The sequence below is a fragment of the Cellulomonas sp. P2_F12 genome, from assembly GCF_056403775.1.
The window spans coordinates 475,016-491,234 of the sequence record NZ_JBFUEV010000001.1 but is presented as its reverse complement, the minus strand read 5'-3'; the positions used below and the strand labels follow the sequence as shown (position 1 = coordinate 491,234).

Sequence of the window (16,219 nt, the reverse complement as noted above, 5' to 3'; positions counted from 1 at the left end):
GTCGACGGGCGCAGGTGCGTCCGGTCAGCCGGCTCCGGTGAGGGCGCGGAGGTCCGCGAGGACGCCGTCCTGGATCTGGGCGAACGGCCGGTCCTCGCCGTCCGCCAGCCACGCGGCGAATGCGGTGCGGAAGACGGTGACACCGCTCTCGGCCGCCAGGGCGGCGGTGGTGGGGTCGATGCCGCGGTCGGTGAGGGCCCGGGTCAGGGCGACGGCGAGCGCCGACATCTTCAGCAGCTCGCGCTCCTGCAGGGCCGGGTGGGCGGCGATGATCTGCCGTCGCTCACGGGACCAGCCGCGTCGGTCGTCGGAGAACATCGCGGCCGCTGACGCCAGCGCGGACCCGACCAGCGACATCGGGTCGTGCCGGTCGGCGTCGTCGAGGCCGTCCAGGAACAGGTGCTCGAACTCGTCCTGGCTGACGAACAGCACCTCGCGCTTGTCGGCGAAGTAGCGGAAGAAGGTGCGTTCGGTCAGGCCGGCCGCCTCGGCGATCTCGGCGACGGTCACACCGTCGTACCCGCGCTCGGCGTACAGCTCGAGGGCCGCGCGCTGCAGGCGCTCCCGCGCTCCCGACTCCCACCTCGCCATGCAGGCATCCTAGGCGATGACAGGGGCTGACATGGCGGCGAGCCCGCGGCGTGGGCCCGTGCCGCACGCGGGGCTGGGAGACTGCGCCGTGTGGCGACGGCGTACCTGCAGCAGGAGGCCTGGGCGCGGCTGGTGCTCGGCAGCAGCGTCGCGGCGTTCGCCGTGGGCGAGGTTCGGCAGGCGGCGAGGCTGCGGCGCGGTGCCTCGCGCACGGACGTGCGAGGCGAGCTCGTGTTCCGGGCGCTCTTCTTCGCGGGCATCCTGATGCTGCCGCTGGGCCGGGCGCTCGTCCCCGATGCCGTGCTCGAGGGCGTCGGGGTGTTCGTCCTGGGCGCGGTCGTCGGGTGGGCCGGCCTGCTGTGGCGATGGTGGTCGTTCGTCACCTTGGGCGAGTACTTCACGACGGTGGTCCTGACGTCCGCCGATCAGGTGATCGTCAGTCGCGGACCGTACCGATTCCTCAGGCACCCCAGCTACACGGGCCTGCTCGCCGCCCTGCTCGGCTGCGGACTGATGCTCGGCAACTGGGTGGGGGCGGGTGCCTGCGTCCTGCTGACCCTCGTGGCGATCGTCTACCGCATCGGACGAGAGGAGCGCGCGATGATCGATGCCCTCGGCGACGCGTACGTCGACTTCGCCAGGGGCCGCGCTCGTCTGGTCCCCTTCGTCTGGTGAGGGCGACCCCCTCGCGGCCTGACCGATATGTCCTGAAAAGTACTTTCCGAGAAGGGCGCCGGAGCCCTAGGCTCCAGGTGTCGTTCGACCTGTGACCGGTCGATGGTGATCGGTCCCCAGCCTGCAGCGGGTCATTCACTCCGCGACGTCCCGAGGACGGGGCGCTGCTGCGGCCACGGCCGGTCTCGGTGACCGTGCCCACCTCCATCTCGTCTCGGCCCGGCGGCCATCGAGATCGCCGGGGGATGGGAAGGCCTGCGATGCTCCGTCTTCGTAGCAGGATCGTGTCCGGTGCAGCAGCTCTCGCCACACTCGTGCTCGGGGCGGTGACCGTCGCCCTGGCCCCGGCCGCAGATGCCCATTCGAACGGGTGCTCCACCGGCGCCGTGACGTCGTACGTCCCCCCGGCAGGCACGGACGGGGCGTTCGGTGTCACCCAGGGCCCGGGCGGGACGTGGTACGCCCACGGCGCCACGATCAACCGGATCGTGGCGGGCACGACCATCGAGTACCCGATCCCCGATCCGGACGTCGCCGACGCCGGATGGCTGACGCGCGACTCGTCCGGGGGCCAGGTCTGGTTCGCCGACCGCGGCACCGGGCGACTGGGCACGGTCGACGTCGTGGGCCGGGTCCACGAGTACCAGATCCCCGACGGGGTCAACGGCACGGCCCTGCCGCAGGGCATCGTCGTCGGCCCGGGGTCGCAGGTCTGGTTCACCGACCAGGGCAACGACAGGATCGGCGATCTCGACCGACGGACCGGAGCGTTCACGCTCTACCCCATCCCCACGGAGGGTGGTGGCCCCCTCGGTCTGACCCGTGGCCCGGACGGCAACCTGTGGTTCACCGAGCGCGGCGCGGACAAGGTCGGGCGGATGACGCCGGCCGGCGCGTTCACCGAGTGGGACCTGGCGGCCGGAGCCTTCCCGAACCGGATCGTGACTGGTCCGGACCGGGCGCTGTGGTTCACCGAGCTGCGCGCCGGCAACATCGGGCGCATCACGACCGCGGGCCAGCTCACCGAGGTGCCCGTGGCCGGTGGGCCCGTCGGGATCACTCTCGCCCCGGACGGTCACCTCTACGCCGCGATGTTCCTCTCCGCCCAGCTCGCGCAGCTGGATGACCACGGGCAGGTCGCACGCACCTGGGACGTTCCCGGCGCGCTGCAGGTTGCTGCGAGCCAAGGGGCTCTCTGGGTGACCGACCCGTTCACCGACACGGTCAGCGAGGTCCGCACGCACTGCGACGACTGAGCGGCGGCAGAGAGACGATGGACGGCAACGTCACCGGGGCGCAAGAGCGCGGGCGGTCATCGGGGTGGGACGTCGTCGTGGTCGGTGGCGGCGCCGCCGGGTGCGTGCTCGCTGCCCGGCTCAGCGAGGACCCGTCGCGGCGGGTGCTGCTGCTCGAGGCCGGCCCGGACCATCGGGTCGATCCACCCGACGACGTCCGCGACGGCCGCCGGGCCACCATGCAGCACGACTGGGGCTACACCGAGGTCCCCGGCCCCGACGGTGCGGTCCGACACCTCCCGCGCGGGCGGCTGCTGGGAGGGTGCTCGTCCACCAACGCCACCTTCGCCCTGCGGGGGCATCCCGGCGACTACGACGCCTGGGCGGAGGCGGGCAACGCGGGATGGTCGTTCGCCGACGTGCTCCCCGACTTCGTCCGGCTGGAGAACGACGCGGACCACGGCTCGGAGCCCTGGCACGGGGACCGGGGACCTCTGCCGATCCGCAGGTACTCCGACCGCGAGCTGACCGACGTCGCGAGGGCGGGGGAGGAGGCCCTGCGGGACCTCGGCTGTGTCCCGGTCCCGGACCTCAACGCCCCGGGCGCCGTCGGCGTGGGCAGGATCCCGACCAACTGTCTCGACGGGAGCCGGGTCAGCACGGCGATCGCCTACCTGCCCCGGGACGCGGAGAGGGCCAACCTCACCGTCACGTGCGACGCCGAGGTGCGCGACCTGCTGGTCGAGGGCGACCGGGTCACCGGGGTGCGGCTGCTGTCGGGCGAGATCGTCCACGCCGACCGGGTCGTGCTCTGCGGCGGCGCGTACGGCTCGCCGGTGCTGCTCCTGCGGTCCGGGATCGGCCCGGCCGAGCAGCTGAGGGCCGCCGGCGTCCGGCCGAGGGTCGACCTTCCCGGGGTCGGCGCGAACCTCGTGGACCACCCGGTCGTGTCGGTCGACCTGCGCCATCCGGGACCCGTCCTCGCGGTCCCGGTCTTCCAGGTCGCGGCCACGGCCCGGACCGACGGCGCGGGACCGTCGGGGCCGCCCGACCTGCAGCACATGGTCGGGGGGCCGTACCTGGACGACGGCGCCGCGGCGTTCTTCGTCGGGACCGCGCTGCTCAAGCCGCGCTCGCGAGGCAGCATCCGACTGGTCAGCGACGACCCGACGACGGCACCGCGCATCGACCTCGGGTACTTCCGCGAGGCGACGGACCTCGACCGGCTCGCCGAGGGGTTCGAGCGCGCGCGGGACGCCTGTCGGCTGGGCGCCGTCGCCCGGCTCTCCGGCGGGCGTCAGCTCAGGCCGGACCACGATGTCCGGCTCGGCGATCGAGCTGCCGTGCGGGCCTGGATCCCGCGGGCCGTGTGGACCTACCACCACCCGGTCGGCACCTGCGCGATGGGGCGCGATGCCGGCGAGGGCGCCGTCGTCGACGCGACCGGGAGGGTCTACGGCGTGACCGGGCTGTCGGTGGTCGACGCCTCGGTGATGCCCGACATCCCGTCGGCCAACACGCACGTGCCCACGATCATGGTCGCCGAGCACGTCGCGAGCCGGTTCGACGACTGAGACGCGACGGAGCAGTGCCGGCGCCGGTCCGGATCGACGTGTCGTCCGGACCAGAGGGCCGTTGGTCGCGTCGATCAATCCGCGAGACGGGAGGAAATCACCGTCATTGACCGCGCGCGTGCGCCGCGGTCCCGAGTCATGAGGATCACCACCGCGGCGGCGACGAGGACCACGCCGGCCGTCCGGGTCCAGGCGTCGGCGACGACCCCGAGCGCCAGCACGGCTGCGGGGAGCGTGACCTGCGCGGCGCAGAGCTCCCCGGCGACCAGGACGATCGCGGCGGGGATCGCGGCCGGCACGTCGGGGCGGATCCTCGCGGCGGCGACCCCGGTCGCGGTGCCGACCGCCACGACGAGGACCATCGACGCCGCCGGCGCCTCGAGCGCCTCGCGCGGGAGGGTGCCGACGAGGGCCGCGAGGACCGTCGCGCAGGCGGTGGCGGCGACCAGGAGGCCGAGGGCCAGTCGCGCCACGGTCCGGCGCCGCAACGTCAGCGGCGACGTGCAGCTGAGGTCGACCATGGCGTCGTCGGACAGCGACGCGGTGGCGGTGGCGATCAGGACGGCGGCCGCCGTGACGGCGATCCCGACCGCGTGGGTGGGGCCCCAGCGCAGCGTCGCGTGGCCGCCGAGGGCGGCGACGGCGTCGAGCCCCAGGGCGAAGGCCCAGCCCGGCGCGCGCACCGCCGCGGAGAGGGCGCCGGGCACGTCAGCCCACGGACTCGAACCAGGCGAACGACTGGTGAGTGGCCCAGAGCTGCATCGTGAAGCCGAGGGCAGCGACGACGCCACCCACGATCACGAGGCGCAGCGGGTGCCACCGCGTGCCGGACGAGCGCGTGAGGGCCAACCCGGCGAAGAGCATCGTCATCCCGACCAGGAAGAGCGCGTGCCAGCCGACGCGTCCGACCTCCATCTGGACCGCGTAGAAGTCGGGGTCGTACGAGTCGGGCAGGTCGAGCAGCGGCGTCTGCTGCAGGACCTCACGGGACGGGAACGCGCCGAGGTCCTGGGTGAGCCGGGGTGCGAGCGCGTCGGGCGTGAGGAACGCAGCGGGGAACCACGACCAGAGCCAGAACCCCTCGACGAGGAAGAACGAGCCGAGCACCCCGACCACCACGCCGACCGCGCGCGACCGGACGATCCTCGCGGTCGCGACGCCGGCGGCGAAGGCCGCTGCAGTCTGCACGACGGGGTGGGCGATCTCGGCGGGGCTCAGGCGGAAGAGGCCCAGCCCGCGACCCTCGCCGACCGGGATGCCGCCGGCCCGGACGACGAGCACGGCGACGTAGAGCGAGACGGCGGCGGCGAGCGCGACGGGGACGAGGCCGGCGAGCAGCAGGGCCACGGTCCGGTCGCGCTCGGTGGGAGCGACCGCCCGGAACGTCTCCGCCGTCGTGTCCTCACGGTCCCGCATGGCCGCGAGGGCGGCGACGATGAACGTCGCGGCGATCAGGAAGCTCGAGCTGGCCATGCGGGAGTAGGCGTCGTTCGCCCAGCGGTTGGCCGGGATGTCCCACAACAGGCTGGTCTCCTGGACCAGCAGGACCAGGAAGCCCAGGATCAGGACGGGGTTCCGGGCCAGCCGTCGCGCCTCGACGCGCGCGAGGGCGGTGAGGGTGGATCGGCCGACCAGCTGGTCGGCCGGCGCGTCGGTCGTCGTCAGCGCCATGTCAGCACCTCGATCTCCTCGATCGGTCCCTCGCCCGGCACCTGGCCCGTGAGGACCAGGTAGCCGTCCTCGACGGTGGGTGCGCTCAAGGGAGCACCGGCCGGCGGTTCGCCGATGTGCCGGTGCAGCCCCTCCGCGGTCACCCAGGACAGCAGCGCGCGCGGCTCGGGAGCGTCCGACACCCACACCCGGCCCGCCGCGCGCGCGGCCAGAGCCGACGGCTCGCCCTCGAAGCGGATCCGACCCCGGTCGACGACGACCACGCGCGAGCAGACGGCCTGGATGTCCTCGGTGAGGTGCGTGGACAGGACGACGCACCGGTTGCGTGCCGCGGCGCTGATCACCTCGCGGAACCGGAGCCGCTGGACGGGGTCGAGCCCGACGGTCGGCTCGTCGAGGACCAGCAGACCGGGGTCCCCGAGGAGGGCCTGCGCGAGTGCCACCCGGCGACGCATCCCGCCGGAGAGGGCGCCCATCCGCTTGTGCATCTGGTCCTCCAGGCCGACCGCGGCGAGCACGCGACGGACCTCGCGGCGCCGCTCCGAGGTGGAGGTGATCTCCTTGAGCACCGCGACGTAGTCGACGAAGTCGTACGCCGTGAACGTCCGGTAGTGGCCGGGCTCCTGCGGCAGGTAGCCGAGGCCGCGCCGGATGGCCAGTCGGCCCTCCGTCGTCGCGGCGTCGTGGCCCAGCAACCGGACCGAGCCGGAGTCCGGCGCGAGGGCGGTGGCCAGGATCCGCAGGAGGGTCGTCTTGCCGGCGCCGTTGGGCCCGAGCACCCCGGTGATCCCGGGGCCGGCCTCGAACGAGACGGAGTCCAGGACGGGCAGACGACGGAAGGACTTGCTGACGCCGGTGACGGCGATGGTCGCAGTCATGCGGGGGAGATCCTCTCGAAGCGAGCGCGACGGGCGACGGTCAGGACGACGGCGACGACGCACAGGACGGCCAGGACGAGCTGGCCCGCGCCCTGGGCCTGGGGGAGCAGGTCGAGGAGGCGGTCGATGCTTCCTTGCGCTCCCGGCAGGGCGGCCAGGTTCACCAGCAACCAGGCGGTGGCGACGCCGGCCGCGGCGTAGAGCGGACGGACGAAGGTGATCGCGGCCAGCGTGAGCAGGGTCAGCGCTACCGCCGGGAGCAGCCAGAGCACCGGCTGGACCTCCGGGACCGCCAACGACAGGAACGCGGCGACGGGGAGCGAGACGGCCAGCGCGGTCAGCGTGCGCAGCAGGAGGCGCCGGGCCGACGAGTACGGCGCGACGACCGCCAGCTCGTACGCGAGCTCACCTCGGGAGCCGTAGGCGAGCGCGACCGCGGGGACGGGCAGCACGGGGACGAGCAGCAGGAACGTCGCGACGCCGATCGCCTCGGACGCGATCGTCGAGAAGACCGTCGCGACGACCAGGACCGCGAAGCCCGCCACCCACGCCCGTCCCGTGAGCTCGGAGGCCGCAATGACCCGGGCGGTGGCCTCCTTGACGCCGCAGCGCACGAGGAGCCGCTCGAACCACGTGAGCCCGGGCTGGTCGACCCGGTCCGCCAGCGCCTCCCACGAGTCCGCGTGCCGACCGGCGAGCGCGGGGACCGCGGAGACGGCCTCGCGGAGCGCCGACCGGCACGAGCCGCACCCGGTCAGGTGCGCCTCGACGGACGCGCTGCGTGCGTAGTCGAGCCGGTCGTCGATGTAGGCGGTGAGCAGGCCGGGCTCGATGTGCCAGGTCATGAGAGGGCCTCCCGGAGCTGGGTGCGGGCGCGGAGCATGCGGGTGCGGACGGTCCCCGCCGGGATGCCGAGCAGTCGCGCGGCCTCGCTGCTGGACAAGCCGTCCAGGACGACGGCGGTCATGACGGCGCGCAGCTCGGGGGAGAGCCTGTTCAGGGCGGTGCCGACGTCGCCGTGCTGCACCCCGAGCAGCAGGACGTCCTCGGCGGACGGCTGGCTGACCTCCGGCACGCGCGCCGTCGGGAAGGGGCGCCGCGGACGCAGCGACGCGAGCAGCCGACGGATGGCGATGCCCCACAGCCACGCCTCGACGACACCGCTCCCGGAGTACGCGCCGGGCTTGCGCCAGACGGCGACGAAGACGTCCTGCACGACCTCCTCGACGAGCCCGCTGTCCGCGCAGCGACGGCCGAGGCGCAGCCGGAGCCACGGCGCGTGCCGGTCGTAGAGGTCCCGCAGCGCCGCCCGGTCGCGCCCGACGATCGCGACCAGCAGGTCACGGTCGGAGCGCTCGAGGTTGTCGTCCACAGCCACTTGTATCCGCCGGCCCCCCGGACTGTTCGGCGAGGATCAGGATCAGTGGGCAGCCGCCGCGGCGGCGTGCGCTGAACAGCACCGACAACGCTAGACCCGCGGCCTTCGCCGGCCCAGGGGCGGCCGCGGAAACTCGATTGCGCCCACGAGCCGCACGTGTGTACCGTCCCGGTGATCGTGACCCGTCGTCAGGAGGTGAGACCCATGACCGCAGTATCCGCACTGGGTGCTCCCTCGCAGTCCACGACCGCGCGACGTCGCTAGTCGCCACGGGGAGCGCCCGCCAGGCACTTCGCGAAAGGCGACTCCCATGACCACGACACCCTCGTCACCCCTGCACTCCACGTCGACGCCGGGCTTGCGCGCCCTGGTCCTCGGCGGCGGCGGATCGACAGGCAACGCCTGGCTGATCGGCGTCGTCGCCGGCCTGGCCGAGGCCGGGCTGAACGTCACCACGGCCGACCTGACCGTCGGGACGTCGGCCGGCTCGACGGCCGCGGCCCAGCTGGCCGGCGCGACCCCCGCCGAGCTGCTCGCCGCCACCCTCGCCCCGGCTCCCCAGCCACGCCCCGGTCCGGGGCGCGGCCCGGCCAGGCCGGTGACGGACCACCTCGAACGGCTGACCAGGATCATCGCCGCGTCCGAGGACGTGTCCGACCTGCGCCGCAGGATGGGCGCGGCGGCACTCGAGAGGGAGGCGGCGTCGGACGGCACCTGGCAGGCGCAGTGGCGCGCCACCGTCGCCTCACGGCTGCCCAGCCAGAGCTGGCCGCAGCGGACCGTGCTCATCACGGCGGTCGACGCCGAGACCGGGGAGCCGGTCGTGTTCGACCGCCACTCCGGGGTCGACCTGGCCGACGCCGTCGCCGCGAGCTGTTCCAGCGGCCTGCCCTACCGGATCGGGGAGCACCGCTACATCGACGGGGGCTACCGGTCCAACGCCGAGAACGCCGATCTGGCCGCCGGCTGCGCGCGGGTGCTCGTGCTGTCGCCCTTCGGCGGCCGGTCCCTGCACCCGCCGGCGTGGGGCACGCACCTCGCCACCCAGGTCGACGAGCTCCGCGCGCGTGGCAGCCGGGTCGAGACGGTCGTCCCGGACGCCGGCGCCGAGCACATGTTCGGCGCCGACGCGATGGACCTGGCGATGCGTCCGGCCGCCGCTCGGGCCGGTCACGAGCAGGGCGTGGCGCTTGCGGGGACGCTCGCCGAGCTCTGGGGCTGACGGGCGCGCTAGTACGTGGCGCGGCCGCCGCTGATGTCGTAGACCGCTCCGGTGGAGAAGCTGACCTTGTCCGAGGCGAGCCAGGCGACGAGCTCGGCGACCTCGTCGGCGCGCCCGACCCGCTTCATGGGGATCAGGCTCGTGATGTGGGCGAGGACCTCGGGGCTCGTGCTGTCGTTCATCGGCGTCGCGATCACGGCGGGCGCGATCGCGTTGACCAGGATGCCGCTGGTCGCGAGCTCCTTGCCGAGCGACTTGGTCATCGCGATGACTGCGGCCTTGGACGCCGAGTAGGCCGACAGGTTCGGGTTGCCGTCCTTGCCGGCCATGCTCGCGATGTTGACGATCCGGCCCCAGCCGCGCTCGCGCATGCCCGGGACCACCGCACGGCACAGGTTGAACGAGCCGCGGACGTTGACGGCGAAGACCGTGTCCCACGCGTCCGCGTCGATCTCCCAGAGCGGGAGGTTCGGGCCGACGATCCCGGCGGAGTTGACCAGGATGTCGACGGTGCCGATGCCGGAGACGGCGGCCGCGACGGCGGCGTGGTCCGCGACGTCGACGACCACGTCGGCGCCCGGCGCGAGGTCGAGCCGCACGACGTCGACACCGTCGCGCGCGAGCCGCTCGGCGCAGGCCGCGCCGAGGCCGCTCATGCCCCCGGTGATGACGGCGGTCCTGGTCATGGGGCTCCTCGGTCGTCGGTGCGCGTCGCGCGTTCCAGGGTCTCGAGCAGGTGTTCGTAGGCGTGGCCCGTCGCCCGCGTCAGGCCGAGCTCGCACGTCCGGTTCGAGGAGGCGTAGGCGTCGAAGTGGCGAGCCGCGACGGAGGCCGCCTCCCGTGCCGTCGCGGAGGCCGTCAGCTCGGGATGGAGCATGCCGCGGTCGCCGGCGAAGGCGCAGCAGCCCCAGCCGTCGGGGACGACGACCTCGGACGCGATCGCGGCGGCGATGCGGGAGAGGGCTTCGTCGGTGCCGAGGTGGGTGGACGAACATGTCGGGTGCAGGGCGATCGACCCGATCGGGGCCGTCACGGTCAGGTCGCTCAGGACCTGCTCGTCGACGAACTGCACGGCGTCGACGACCCGCAGGCCCTCGACGCCGTCGTGACCGTGCTCGAGCAGGCGCTGCACCCCCTCGGTGCAGGAGGCGGCGTCGACGACGACCGGCAGGCGCCCGTGCTCGGAGGCTTCCCACAGCGCCGGCAGGACCCGGTCGCGCATGTCCTCGTAGCCGTCGGTCAGGCCCTTCGACTTCCACGGCGTTCCGCAGCACAGGTCGGCGACGCCCTCGGGTGTGCGGACGCGGACGCCGACTCGCTCGCACAGCCGCAGGAACGCGCCGGCGGACCCGGGGCGGTCGGCGGCTGGCCCGAACATCGTGCCGATGCAGGCGGCGAAGAAGACGACGTCCGCCGCCGGCGGGTGCAGGTCGACGCGTCGAGACCCGCCGGCCGGGAGGTCTGCGGTCCAGCGGGGGACCGTGTCGGTCCCGACGATCCTCCGCGCGACGTCGGTCGCTGCGGTGACGAACGGTGCGGGCAGGGCCGTGGCCGTGGACAGCGCGACTCCGCCCAGGCGGGACGCCGAGTCCCAGTGCCGGGACGCGGCCTTCCAGGGGGCCTGCTTGCCGCGCGTGCGCTGCTCGTGCCGGAGCCGGCGCACGAGGTCGCCGGTGTCGATCAGCACGGGGCACGCGGTGGCGCACATGCCGTCGACGGCGCAGGTGTCGATGCCGTCGTAGTCGTAGTCCGCCGCCAGGCTCGCGGCGAGCTCGTGGTCCCCGGCCTGCTGGGCCGCCGTCAGCTCGCGGCGGAGCACGATGCGCTGGCGCGGCGTGAGCGTCAGGTCCTTGCTCGGGCAGACCGGCTCGCAGTAGCCGCACTCGACGCAGCGGTCGACCTCCTTCTCGACCGTGGGCGCCACCTTGAGGTTCGCGACGTGGGCGACGGGGTCCTCGTTGAGCAGGACGCCGGGGTTCAGCACGTTGCGCGGGTCCGCGAGCCGCTTGACCTCCTGCATGACCTCGTACAGCTCGTCGCCGTACTGGCGGCGGACGTAGGGCGCCATGATCCGGCCGGTCCCGTGCTCCGCCTTCAACGTCCCGTCGTGTCCGAGGACGAGATCGACCATGTCGTCGGTGAACGCGATGTAGCGGTCGAGCGACGCGGTCCGGCCGAAGTGCTCGTTGAGCAGGAAGTGGATGTTGCCGTCCTTCGCGTGGCCGAAGATCACGCCGTCCTCGTAGCCGTACCGGTCGAAGAGCGCCACGAGCCGCGTGCAGGTGTCCAGCAGTGCGGGAACCGGGACGGCGATGTCCTCGAGCAGGGCGGTCGTGCCCGAGGGGCGGTTGCCGGCGACGGCGGCGTAGAGCCCCTTGCGGATGTGCCAGAGCGCGGCACGGGTCGTCGCGTCGGGACTCAGTCGCGTCGGGGCGGTCAGGGGCAGGCGATCGATCAGCGGGGCGCTCGTCCCGACGCGGTCGGCGAGCTCGGCGGCGGTCTCGGCCTGGTGCTCGACCAGGAGCGCGGCCTGGGTCGTCGCGTCGAGCGAGAGCAGCGTGCCGATCGCCTGCGGGTCGCGCTGGGCCACCCGCAGCGACGTGGCGTCCAGCAGCTCGATGGTCGCGAAGCCCGACGCGACGAGCTCCGGCAGGGCGCCGGTCGCGTGGTCGAGGTCGTCGAAGACCAGCAGCCCCGTGGCGCAGTGGGGCCGGGTGGGAAGCGTGCGGAACGTCGCCTCGGCCACGAACGCGAGGGTTCCCTCGCTGCCGACGACCAGGTGCAGCAGGATGGCGATCGCCGAGTCGTGGTCGACGAACGAGTTGACCCCGTAGCCCATGGTGTTCTTGATCGAGTACAGCGTCTCGATGGTCGCGACGGAGGCGGCGTCGCCACGGACCCGGTCGCGCAGCCGCAGGAGCCCGGCGTGCAGCTCCGGTTCGAGCGCGCGCAGCCGGTCGTCGGCCCCTGCCTCCGCGGTGTCGATCACCGTGCCGCTCGGCAGCACCAGGACGGCCGACTCGAGCGTGCGGTAGGTGTTGAGCTCGGTGCCGCACGACATGCCGCTCGAGTTGTTGGCGACGACCCCGCCGATGGTGCAGGCGCCCTCGCTGGCGGGGTCGGGCCCGAGCTTGCGCTGGAAGGGGGCCAGCCGGGCATTCACCGAGCGCACGGTCGCACCGGGCTGCACCCGGACCCGCAGGCCACCGTCCAGCACGTCCACGTCGCGGAAGTGCCGGCGGGTGTCGATGAGGACGCCGTCCGTCGACGCCTGGCCGCTGAGGCTGGTCCCGCCCGAACGGAAAGTCACGGCGGTGCCCCGCGCCGACGCGTCCCGGAGCAGGCCGGCGAGCTGGTCGACGGTGCTCGGGGCGACGACGGCCTGCGGGGTCAGCAGGTAGTGGGAGGCGTCGTGGGCGTACGCGAGCCGGTCGGAGGCGCGAGAGCGCACGCCGTCCGGCACCCGGCGCTCGAGGGCCTCCAGCAGCGCCGTGTCGACGCGGGGGACCCGGGTCGGGACGTCAGTGGGACTCACGCGAGACCTTGTCGCCGCTCGAGCCCCGCAGGAAGTCGAGGTCGGCCCCGGTGTCGGCCTGCAGGACGTGGTCGACGTACAGCCGCTCCCAGCCGCGGACGGGAGCGGCGTAGCCGTCGAGGGTCGCGCTGCTGGGCAGCCGGGCGTCGAGCTCGTCCTGCGGCACGTCGAGGGTCAGCAGCCGGTTCGGGACGTCCAGGACGATGTAGTCGCCGGTCTGCACGATCCCGAGCGGACCGCCGGCGGCGGCCTCGGGGGTCACGTGCAGGACGACGGTCCCGTAGGCGGTGCCGCTCATCCGGCCGTCGCAGACGCGGACCATGTCGCGGACGCCGAGCTCGAGCAGCTTCTTCGGCAGCGGCATGTTGGCGACCTCCGGCATCCCGGGGTAGCCCTTGGGGCCGCAGCCGCGCAGGACGAGCACGGAGTCGGCGTCGACATCCAGGTCGGGGTCGTCGATGCGGGCGTGCAGGTCCTCGATCGTGTCGAACACGACGGCCCGGCCGCGGTGCGTGAGCAGGCGGGGGGAGGCGGCGGCGGGCTTGATGATCGCGCCGCCGGGGGCGAGGTTGCCGCGCAGCACCGCGATGCCGGCGTCGGCGATCAGCGGGGTCTCCCGCACGGAGATGACCTCCGGGTCCCAGATCCGCGCCTCGTCCAGGTACGCGACCAGGGGGCTGCCGGTCACGGTCAGGGCCTCGGGGTCGAGCAGGTCCTTGACCTCGCGCAGCACCGAGAGCAGACCCCCCGCGCGCTGGAAGTCGTCCATCAAGAACGTCCCGGCGGGCTGCAGGTTGACCAGCAGCGGGACACCCGAGCCGATCCGGTCGAAGTCGTCGAGCGTCAGGTCGATCCCGAGGCGGCCGGCGATCGCGAGCAGGTGCACGACCGCGTTGGTGGACCCGCCGATGGCGGCGAGGGCGACGATCGCGTTCTGGAACGAGCCCTTCGTCAAGAACGTGCTCGGGCGACGCTCCTGCGCGACGAGCTCGACGATCAGGCGCCCGGTCTGCTGCGACTTCTCGAGCAGCCGGCTGTCGACGGCGGACGTGCCGGCCAGGCCCGGGATGACCGTGCCGAGCGCCTCGGCGACCAGCGCCATCGTCGACGCGGTCCCCATCGTGTTGCAGTGGCCGCGGCTGCTGATCATGGAGGACTCGCTGTCGAGGAAGTCCTTCTGGCTGAGCGTGCCGGCGCGGACCTCCTCGCTCAGGCGCCAGACGTCGGTCCCGCAGCCGAGCGGGACACCCCGGAACGTCCCGGTCTTCATGGGCCCGCCCGGGACGACGATCGCCGGCAGGTCGACGGAGGCGGCGGCCATCAGCAGGGACGGGATGGTCTTGTCGCACCCGCCCAGCAGGACGACGCCGTCGATGGGGTTGGCGCGGAGCATCTCCTCCGTCGCCATCGCGGCCATGTTGCGCCAGAGCATCGCGGTGGGGCGCACCTGGGTCTCACCGAGGGAGACCACCGGGAGGTCGAGCGGGATCCCGCCGGCCGCGTGGACGCCGGCCTTCACGCTCTCCATCACCTCGTCGAGGTGCGCGTTGCAGGGCGTCAGGTCGGAGGCGGTGTTCGCGATCGCGATGTGCGGGCGGCCCTCGAAGGCGTCCTGGGGGAGCCCCCGCCGCATCCAGGCCCGATGGATGTAGGCGTTGCGGTCGGTCCCGGCGTACCACTCGGCGCTGCGCAGCTCTGCCACCGGCCTCGTCTTCCGTTACGTGGAATCGATGTCTAGCATGTGGAACACGATGCACGCTACACCCGCGCTCTCGGCCACGGAACAGGTCTCCGACGCCCGACTCGTCGGCTCCGACCGGGTGCTCGCCGTGCTCGTCGAGCTGGCGGGCTTCCCCGACGGAGCCAGTCTGGACGAGATGGCACGAGCCGTGGCCAGCCCCAAGCCCACCGTGCACCGGGCGCTCGCCTCGCTGTGCCGGGCGGGCCTCGCCGGCAAGGACGGCCGCGGACGCTACCTGCTCGGCGACGAGTTCCTGCGCCTCGCGTTCGCCCACCACGAGGCTCGCCCGGATCATCTCCGCGTGCAGCCCATCCTCGACAGGCTCACCGACCGCTACGGCGAGACGTCGCACTACGCGGTGCTGGACGGCGCGAGCATCGTGTACCGGGCCAAGGTCGACCCCCGCGTCGGCGCGATGCGTCTGACGTCGACGATCGGCGGACGGAACCCGGCCCACGCCACCGCGGTCGGCAAGCTGCTCCTGGCGCTGAGGCTCCCCGACCTCGACTCCGTGGTCGCATGGGTGGGCGACCGGACGCTCGAGCAACGGACCGCTCGCACCGCCGGGACCCCCGAGCAGCTGCACGTGCAGCTCGAGGGGATCCGGGCGCGCGGCTACAGCGTCGACGACGAGGAGAACGAGCAGGGCGTCAACTGCCTGGCCCTCCCGGTCTACCTCGCCTCGCCGTCGCAGGTCTCCGGAGCGGTCAGCATCAGCGCGCTCGCCTACCGCACGCCCCTGAGGACGCTCGTGGACGACCTGCCGGCCATCCGGACGATCGTCGACGGTCGCGTCGACGAGGCGGAGGTGTGAGCACCGTCGAGGCGGTCGTCGCGACCACGGAGCGCCACGTCCTCGCCGAGGGCCCGGTCTGGGATGCCGCCGCCGGCCAGGTGATCTGGATCGACGTCGAGCGTGGCTCCGTGTTCCGCGGACACCTCGAGGGCGACACGATCGAGATCGACAGCAGGATCGACCTCGACGGCCGGGTCGGCGTGGCCGTCCCCGGCGTCGACGGCAGCCTGCTGGTCGCGCAGGAGAAGGTGCTCGTCGTCGTCTCGGCGGACGGCGGTCGTTCACGCGGGCCCCGCCTGGTCGCCGCCGACGTCGCGAGCCGCGCGAACGACGGCGCCTGCGACGCCGCCGGACGCCTCGTGATCGGCACGTTCGCCGACGACGAGGGATCGAGCGCGGAGCGTCTGGTCCGCGTGGAGGACGACGGGTCGCTCACCACGATCGACGACGACCTCACGCTGTCGAACGGCCTGGCGTGGTCCCCGGACGGCTCGGTGTTCTACAGCACCGACACGTTCGCGGGCGTGATCTGGGCACGGGACTACGACTCGGCCGGCGGCACGGTCGGCCCGCGCCGCGAGCACCTGCGCATCTCCGACGGCTACCCGGACGGGATCTGCGTGGATGCCCGGGGCTACCTCTGGGTGGCCGTCTGGGAGGGCGGCGAGGTCAGGTCCTTCACGCCGACGGGCGAGCCGGCCGACGTCGTGCGCGTGCCCGCACCGCACGTCTCGAGCGTCGCCTTCGTCGGCAGGCTGCTCGACCGGCTGCTGGTCACCACGGCGTCCCGCGACCTCGACGCCGACGCCCTGCTGCAGTACCCCGACGCCGGGAAGCTCTTCCTCGCCGACGTCGGAGTCTCCGGCACGCCGACCCACCCGTGGTCGGCGTCGTGGACGACCCGAAGCGACGACTGACCTCCC

15 protein-coding genes are annotated in these 16,219 nt (G+C 73.4%); 6 read left to right on the top strand and 9 right to left on the bottom strand.

Translation table 11 applies throughout. From position 1 onward, the window contains the following. Nucleotides 1-24: 24 nt before the first annotated feature. Nucleotides 25-591 (bottom strand): TetR family transcriptional regulator, encoded by a 567-nt coding sequence (locus AC1DWH_RS02220; RefSeq protein ID WP_477092285.1) that lies wholly within the window; start codon nt 589-591, stop codon nt 25-27. 90 nt (nt 592-681) lie between these two features. Between AC1DWH_RS02220 and AC1DWH_RS02215 the strand changes: the two genes are divergently transcribed. The 3 genes from AC1DWH_RS02215 (at nt 682) to AC1DWH_RS02205 (ending at nt 4,075) form a co-directional block, all read left to right on the top strand. Next, the gene (locus AC1DWH_RS02215; RefSeq protein WP_477092284.1) at nt 682-1,266 is read left to right on the top strand and encodes a methyltransferase family protein; all 585 of its coding nucleotides are present in this window, start codon (nt 682-684) and stop codon (nt 1,264-1,266) included. Nucleotides 1,267-1,652: 386 nt separating this feature from the next. Then, nucleotides 1,653-2,522, top strand: coding sequence for a Vgb family protein (locus AC1DWH_RS02210; RefSeq protein WP_477092283.1), 870 nt, complete (start codon nt 1,653-1,655; stop codon nt 2,520-2,522). Nucleotides 2,523-2,539: 17 nt separating this feature from the next. Then, a complete protein-coding gene (locus AC1DWH_RS02205) occupies nt 2,540-4,075 on the top strand; it encodes a GMC family oxidoreductase (RefSeq protein WP_477092282.1) in 1,536 nt (511 codons plus the stop codon). A 74-nt stretch (nt 4,076-4,149) separates the two neighbouring features. Here AC1DWH_RS02205 and AC1DWH_RS02200 read toward each other — a convergent pair whose 3' ends face one another. Genes AC1DWH_RS02200 through AC1DWH_RS02180 form a run of 5 tightly spaced genes read right to left on the bottom strand, consistent with a single transcriptional unit; the run spans nt 4,150 to nt 7,996 of the window. Beyond that, nucleotides 4,150-4,782: a hypothetical protein gene (locus tag AC1DWH_RS02200; RefSeq protein WP_477092281.1), complete on the bottom strand. Its 633-nt coding sequence runs from the start codon at nt 4,780-4,782 to the stop codon at nt 4,150-4,152. A 1-nt stretch (nt 4,783) separates the two neighbouring features. Next, complete coding sequence (locus AC1DWH_RS02195) at nt 4,784-5,746, bottom strand: hypothetical protein (RefSeq protein ID WP_477092280.1); 963 nt, start codon at nt 5,744-5,746, stop codon at nt 4,784-4,786. After that, nucleotides 5,737-6,624 (bottom strand): ATP-binding cassette domain-containing protein, encoded by an 888-nt coding sequence (locus tag AC1DWH_RS02190; protein WP_477092279.1) that lies wholly within the window; start codon nt 6,622-6,624, stop codon nt 5,737-5,739. Before AC1DWH_RS02190 ends, AC1DWH_RS02195 begins: the two co-directional genes overlap by 10 nt. Continuing rightward, nucleotides 6,621-7,469: a zf-HC2 domain-containing protein gene (locus tag AC1DWH_RS02185; RefSeq protein ID WP_477092278.1), complete on the bottom strand. Its 849-nt coding sequence runs from the start codon at nt 7,467-7,469 to the stop codon at nt 6,621-6,623. The genes AC1DWH_RS02190 and AC1DWH_RS02185 overlap by 4 nt, the downstream gene beginning before the upstream one ends. Then, nucleotides 7,466-7,996 (bottom strand): RNA polymerase sigma factor, encoded by a 531-nt coding sequence (locus AC1DWH_RS02180; protein WP_477092277.1) that lies wholly within the window; start codon nt 7,994-7,996, stop codon nt 7,466-7,468. The genes AC1DWH_RS02185 and AC1DWH_RS02180 overlap by 4 nt, the downstream gene beginning before the upstream one ends. A 316-nt stretch (nt 7,997-8,312) precedes the next feature. On the opposite strand from AC1DWH_RS02180, the gene AC1DWH_RS02175 reads away from it, so the two are divergent. Beyond that, nucleotides 8,313-9,224 carry a patatin-like phospholipase family protein gene (locus tag AC1DWH_RS02175; RefSeq protein WP_477092276.1) on the top strand — a complete coding sequence of 304 codons (912 nt, stop codon included), beginning with the start codon at nt 8,313-8,315 and terminating at the stop codon, nt 9,222-9,224. Between the two features lie 8 nt (nt 9,225-9,232). On the opposite strand, the gene AC1DWH_RS02170 is transcribed toward AC1DWH_RS02175, so the two are convergent. From AC1DWH_RS02170 to AC1DWH_RS02160, 3 genes are read right to left on the bottom strand one after another with little or no spacing between them, the layout of a single operon-like run. Continuing rightward, complete coding sequence (locus AC1DWH_RS02170) at nt 9,233-9,910, bottom strand: SDR family NAD(P)-dependent oxidoreductase (protein ID WP_477092275.1); 678 nt, start codon at nt 9,908-9,910, stop codon at nt 9,233-9,235. Beyond that, the gene (locus tag AC1DWH_RS02165; RefSeq protein ID WP_477092274.1) at nt 9,907-12,759 is read right to left on the bottom strand and encodes an FAD-binding and (Fe-S)-binding domain-containing protein; all 2,853 of its coding nucleotides are present in this window, start codon (nt 12,757-12,759) and stop codon (nt 9,907-9,909) included. The genes AC1DWH_RS02170 and AC1DWH_RS02165 overlap by 4 nt, the downstream gene beginning before the upstream one ends. Further along, nucleotides 12,746-14,461, bottom strand: coding sequence for a dihydroxy-acid dehydratase (locus AC1DWH_RS02160; protein WP_477092273.1), 1,716 nt, complete (start codon nt 14,459-14,461; stop codon nt 12,746-12,748). The genes AC1DWH_RS02165 and AC1DWH_RS02160 overlap by 14 nt, the downstream gene beginning before the upstream one ends. Nucleotides 14,462-14,489: 28 nt before the next feature. On the opposite strand from AC1DWH_RS02160, the gene AC1DWH_RS02155 reads away from it, so the two are divergent. After that, nucleotides 14,490-15,314, top strand: a complete 825-nt coding sequence (locus AC1DWH_RS02155; RefSeq protein WP_477092272.1) for an IclR family transcriptional regulator — start codon at nt 14,490-14,492, stop codon at nt 15,312-15,314. Next, nucleotides 15,311-16,213: an SMP-30/gluconolactonase/LRE family protein gene (locus tag AC1DWH_RS02150; RefSeq protein ID WP_477092271.1), complete on the top strand. Its 903-nt coding sequence runs from the start codon at nt 15,311-15,313 to the stop codon at nt 16,211-16,213. The genes AC1DWH_RS02155 and AC1DWH_RS02150 overlap by 4 nt, the downstream gene beginning before the upstream one ends. Nucleotides 16,214-16,219 lie beyond the last annotated feature (6 nt).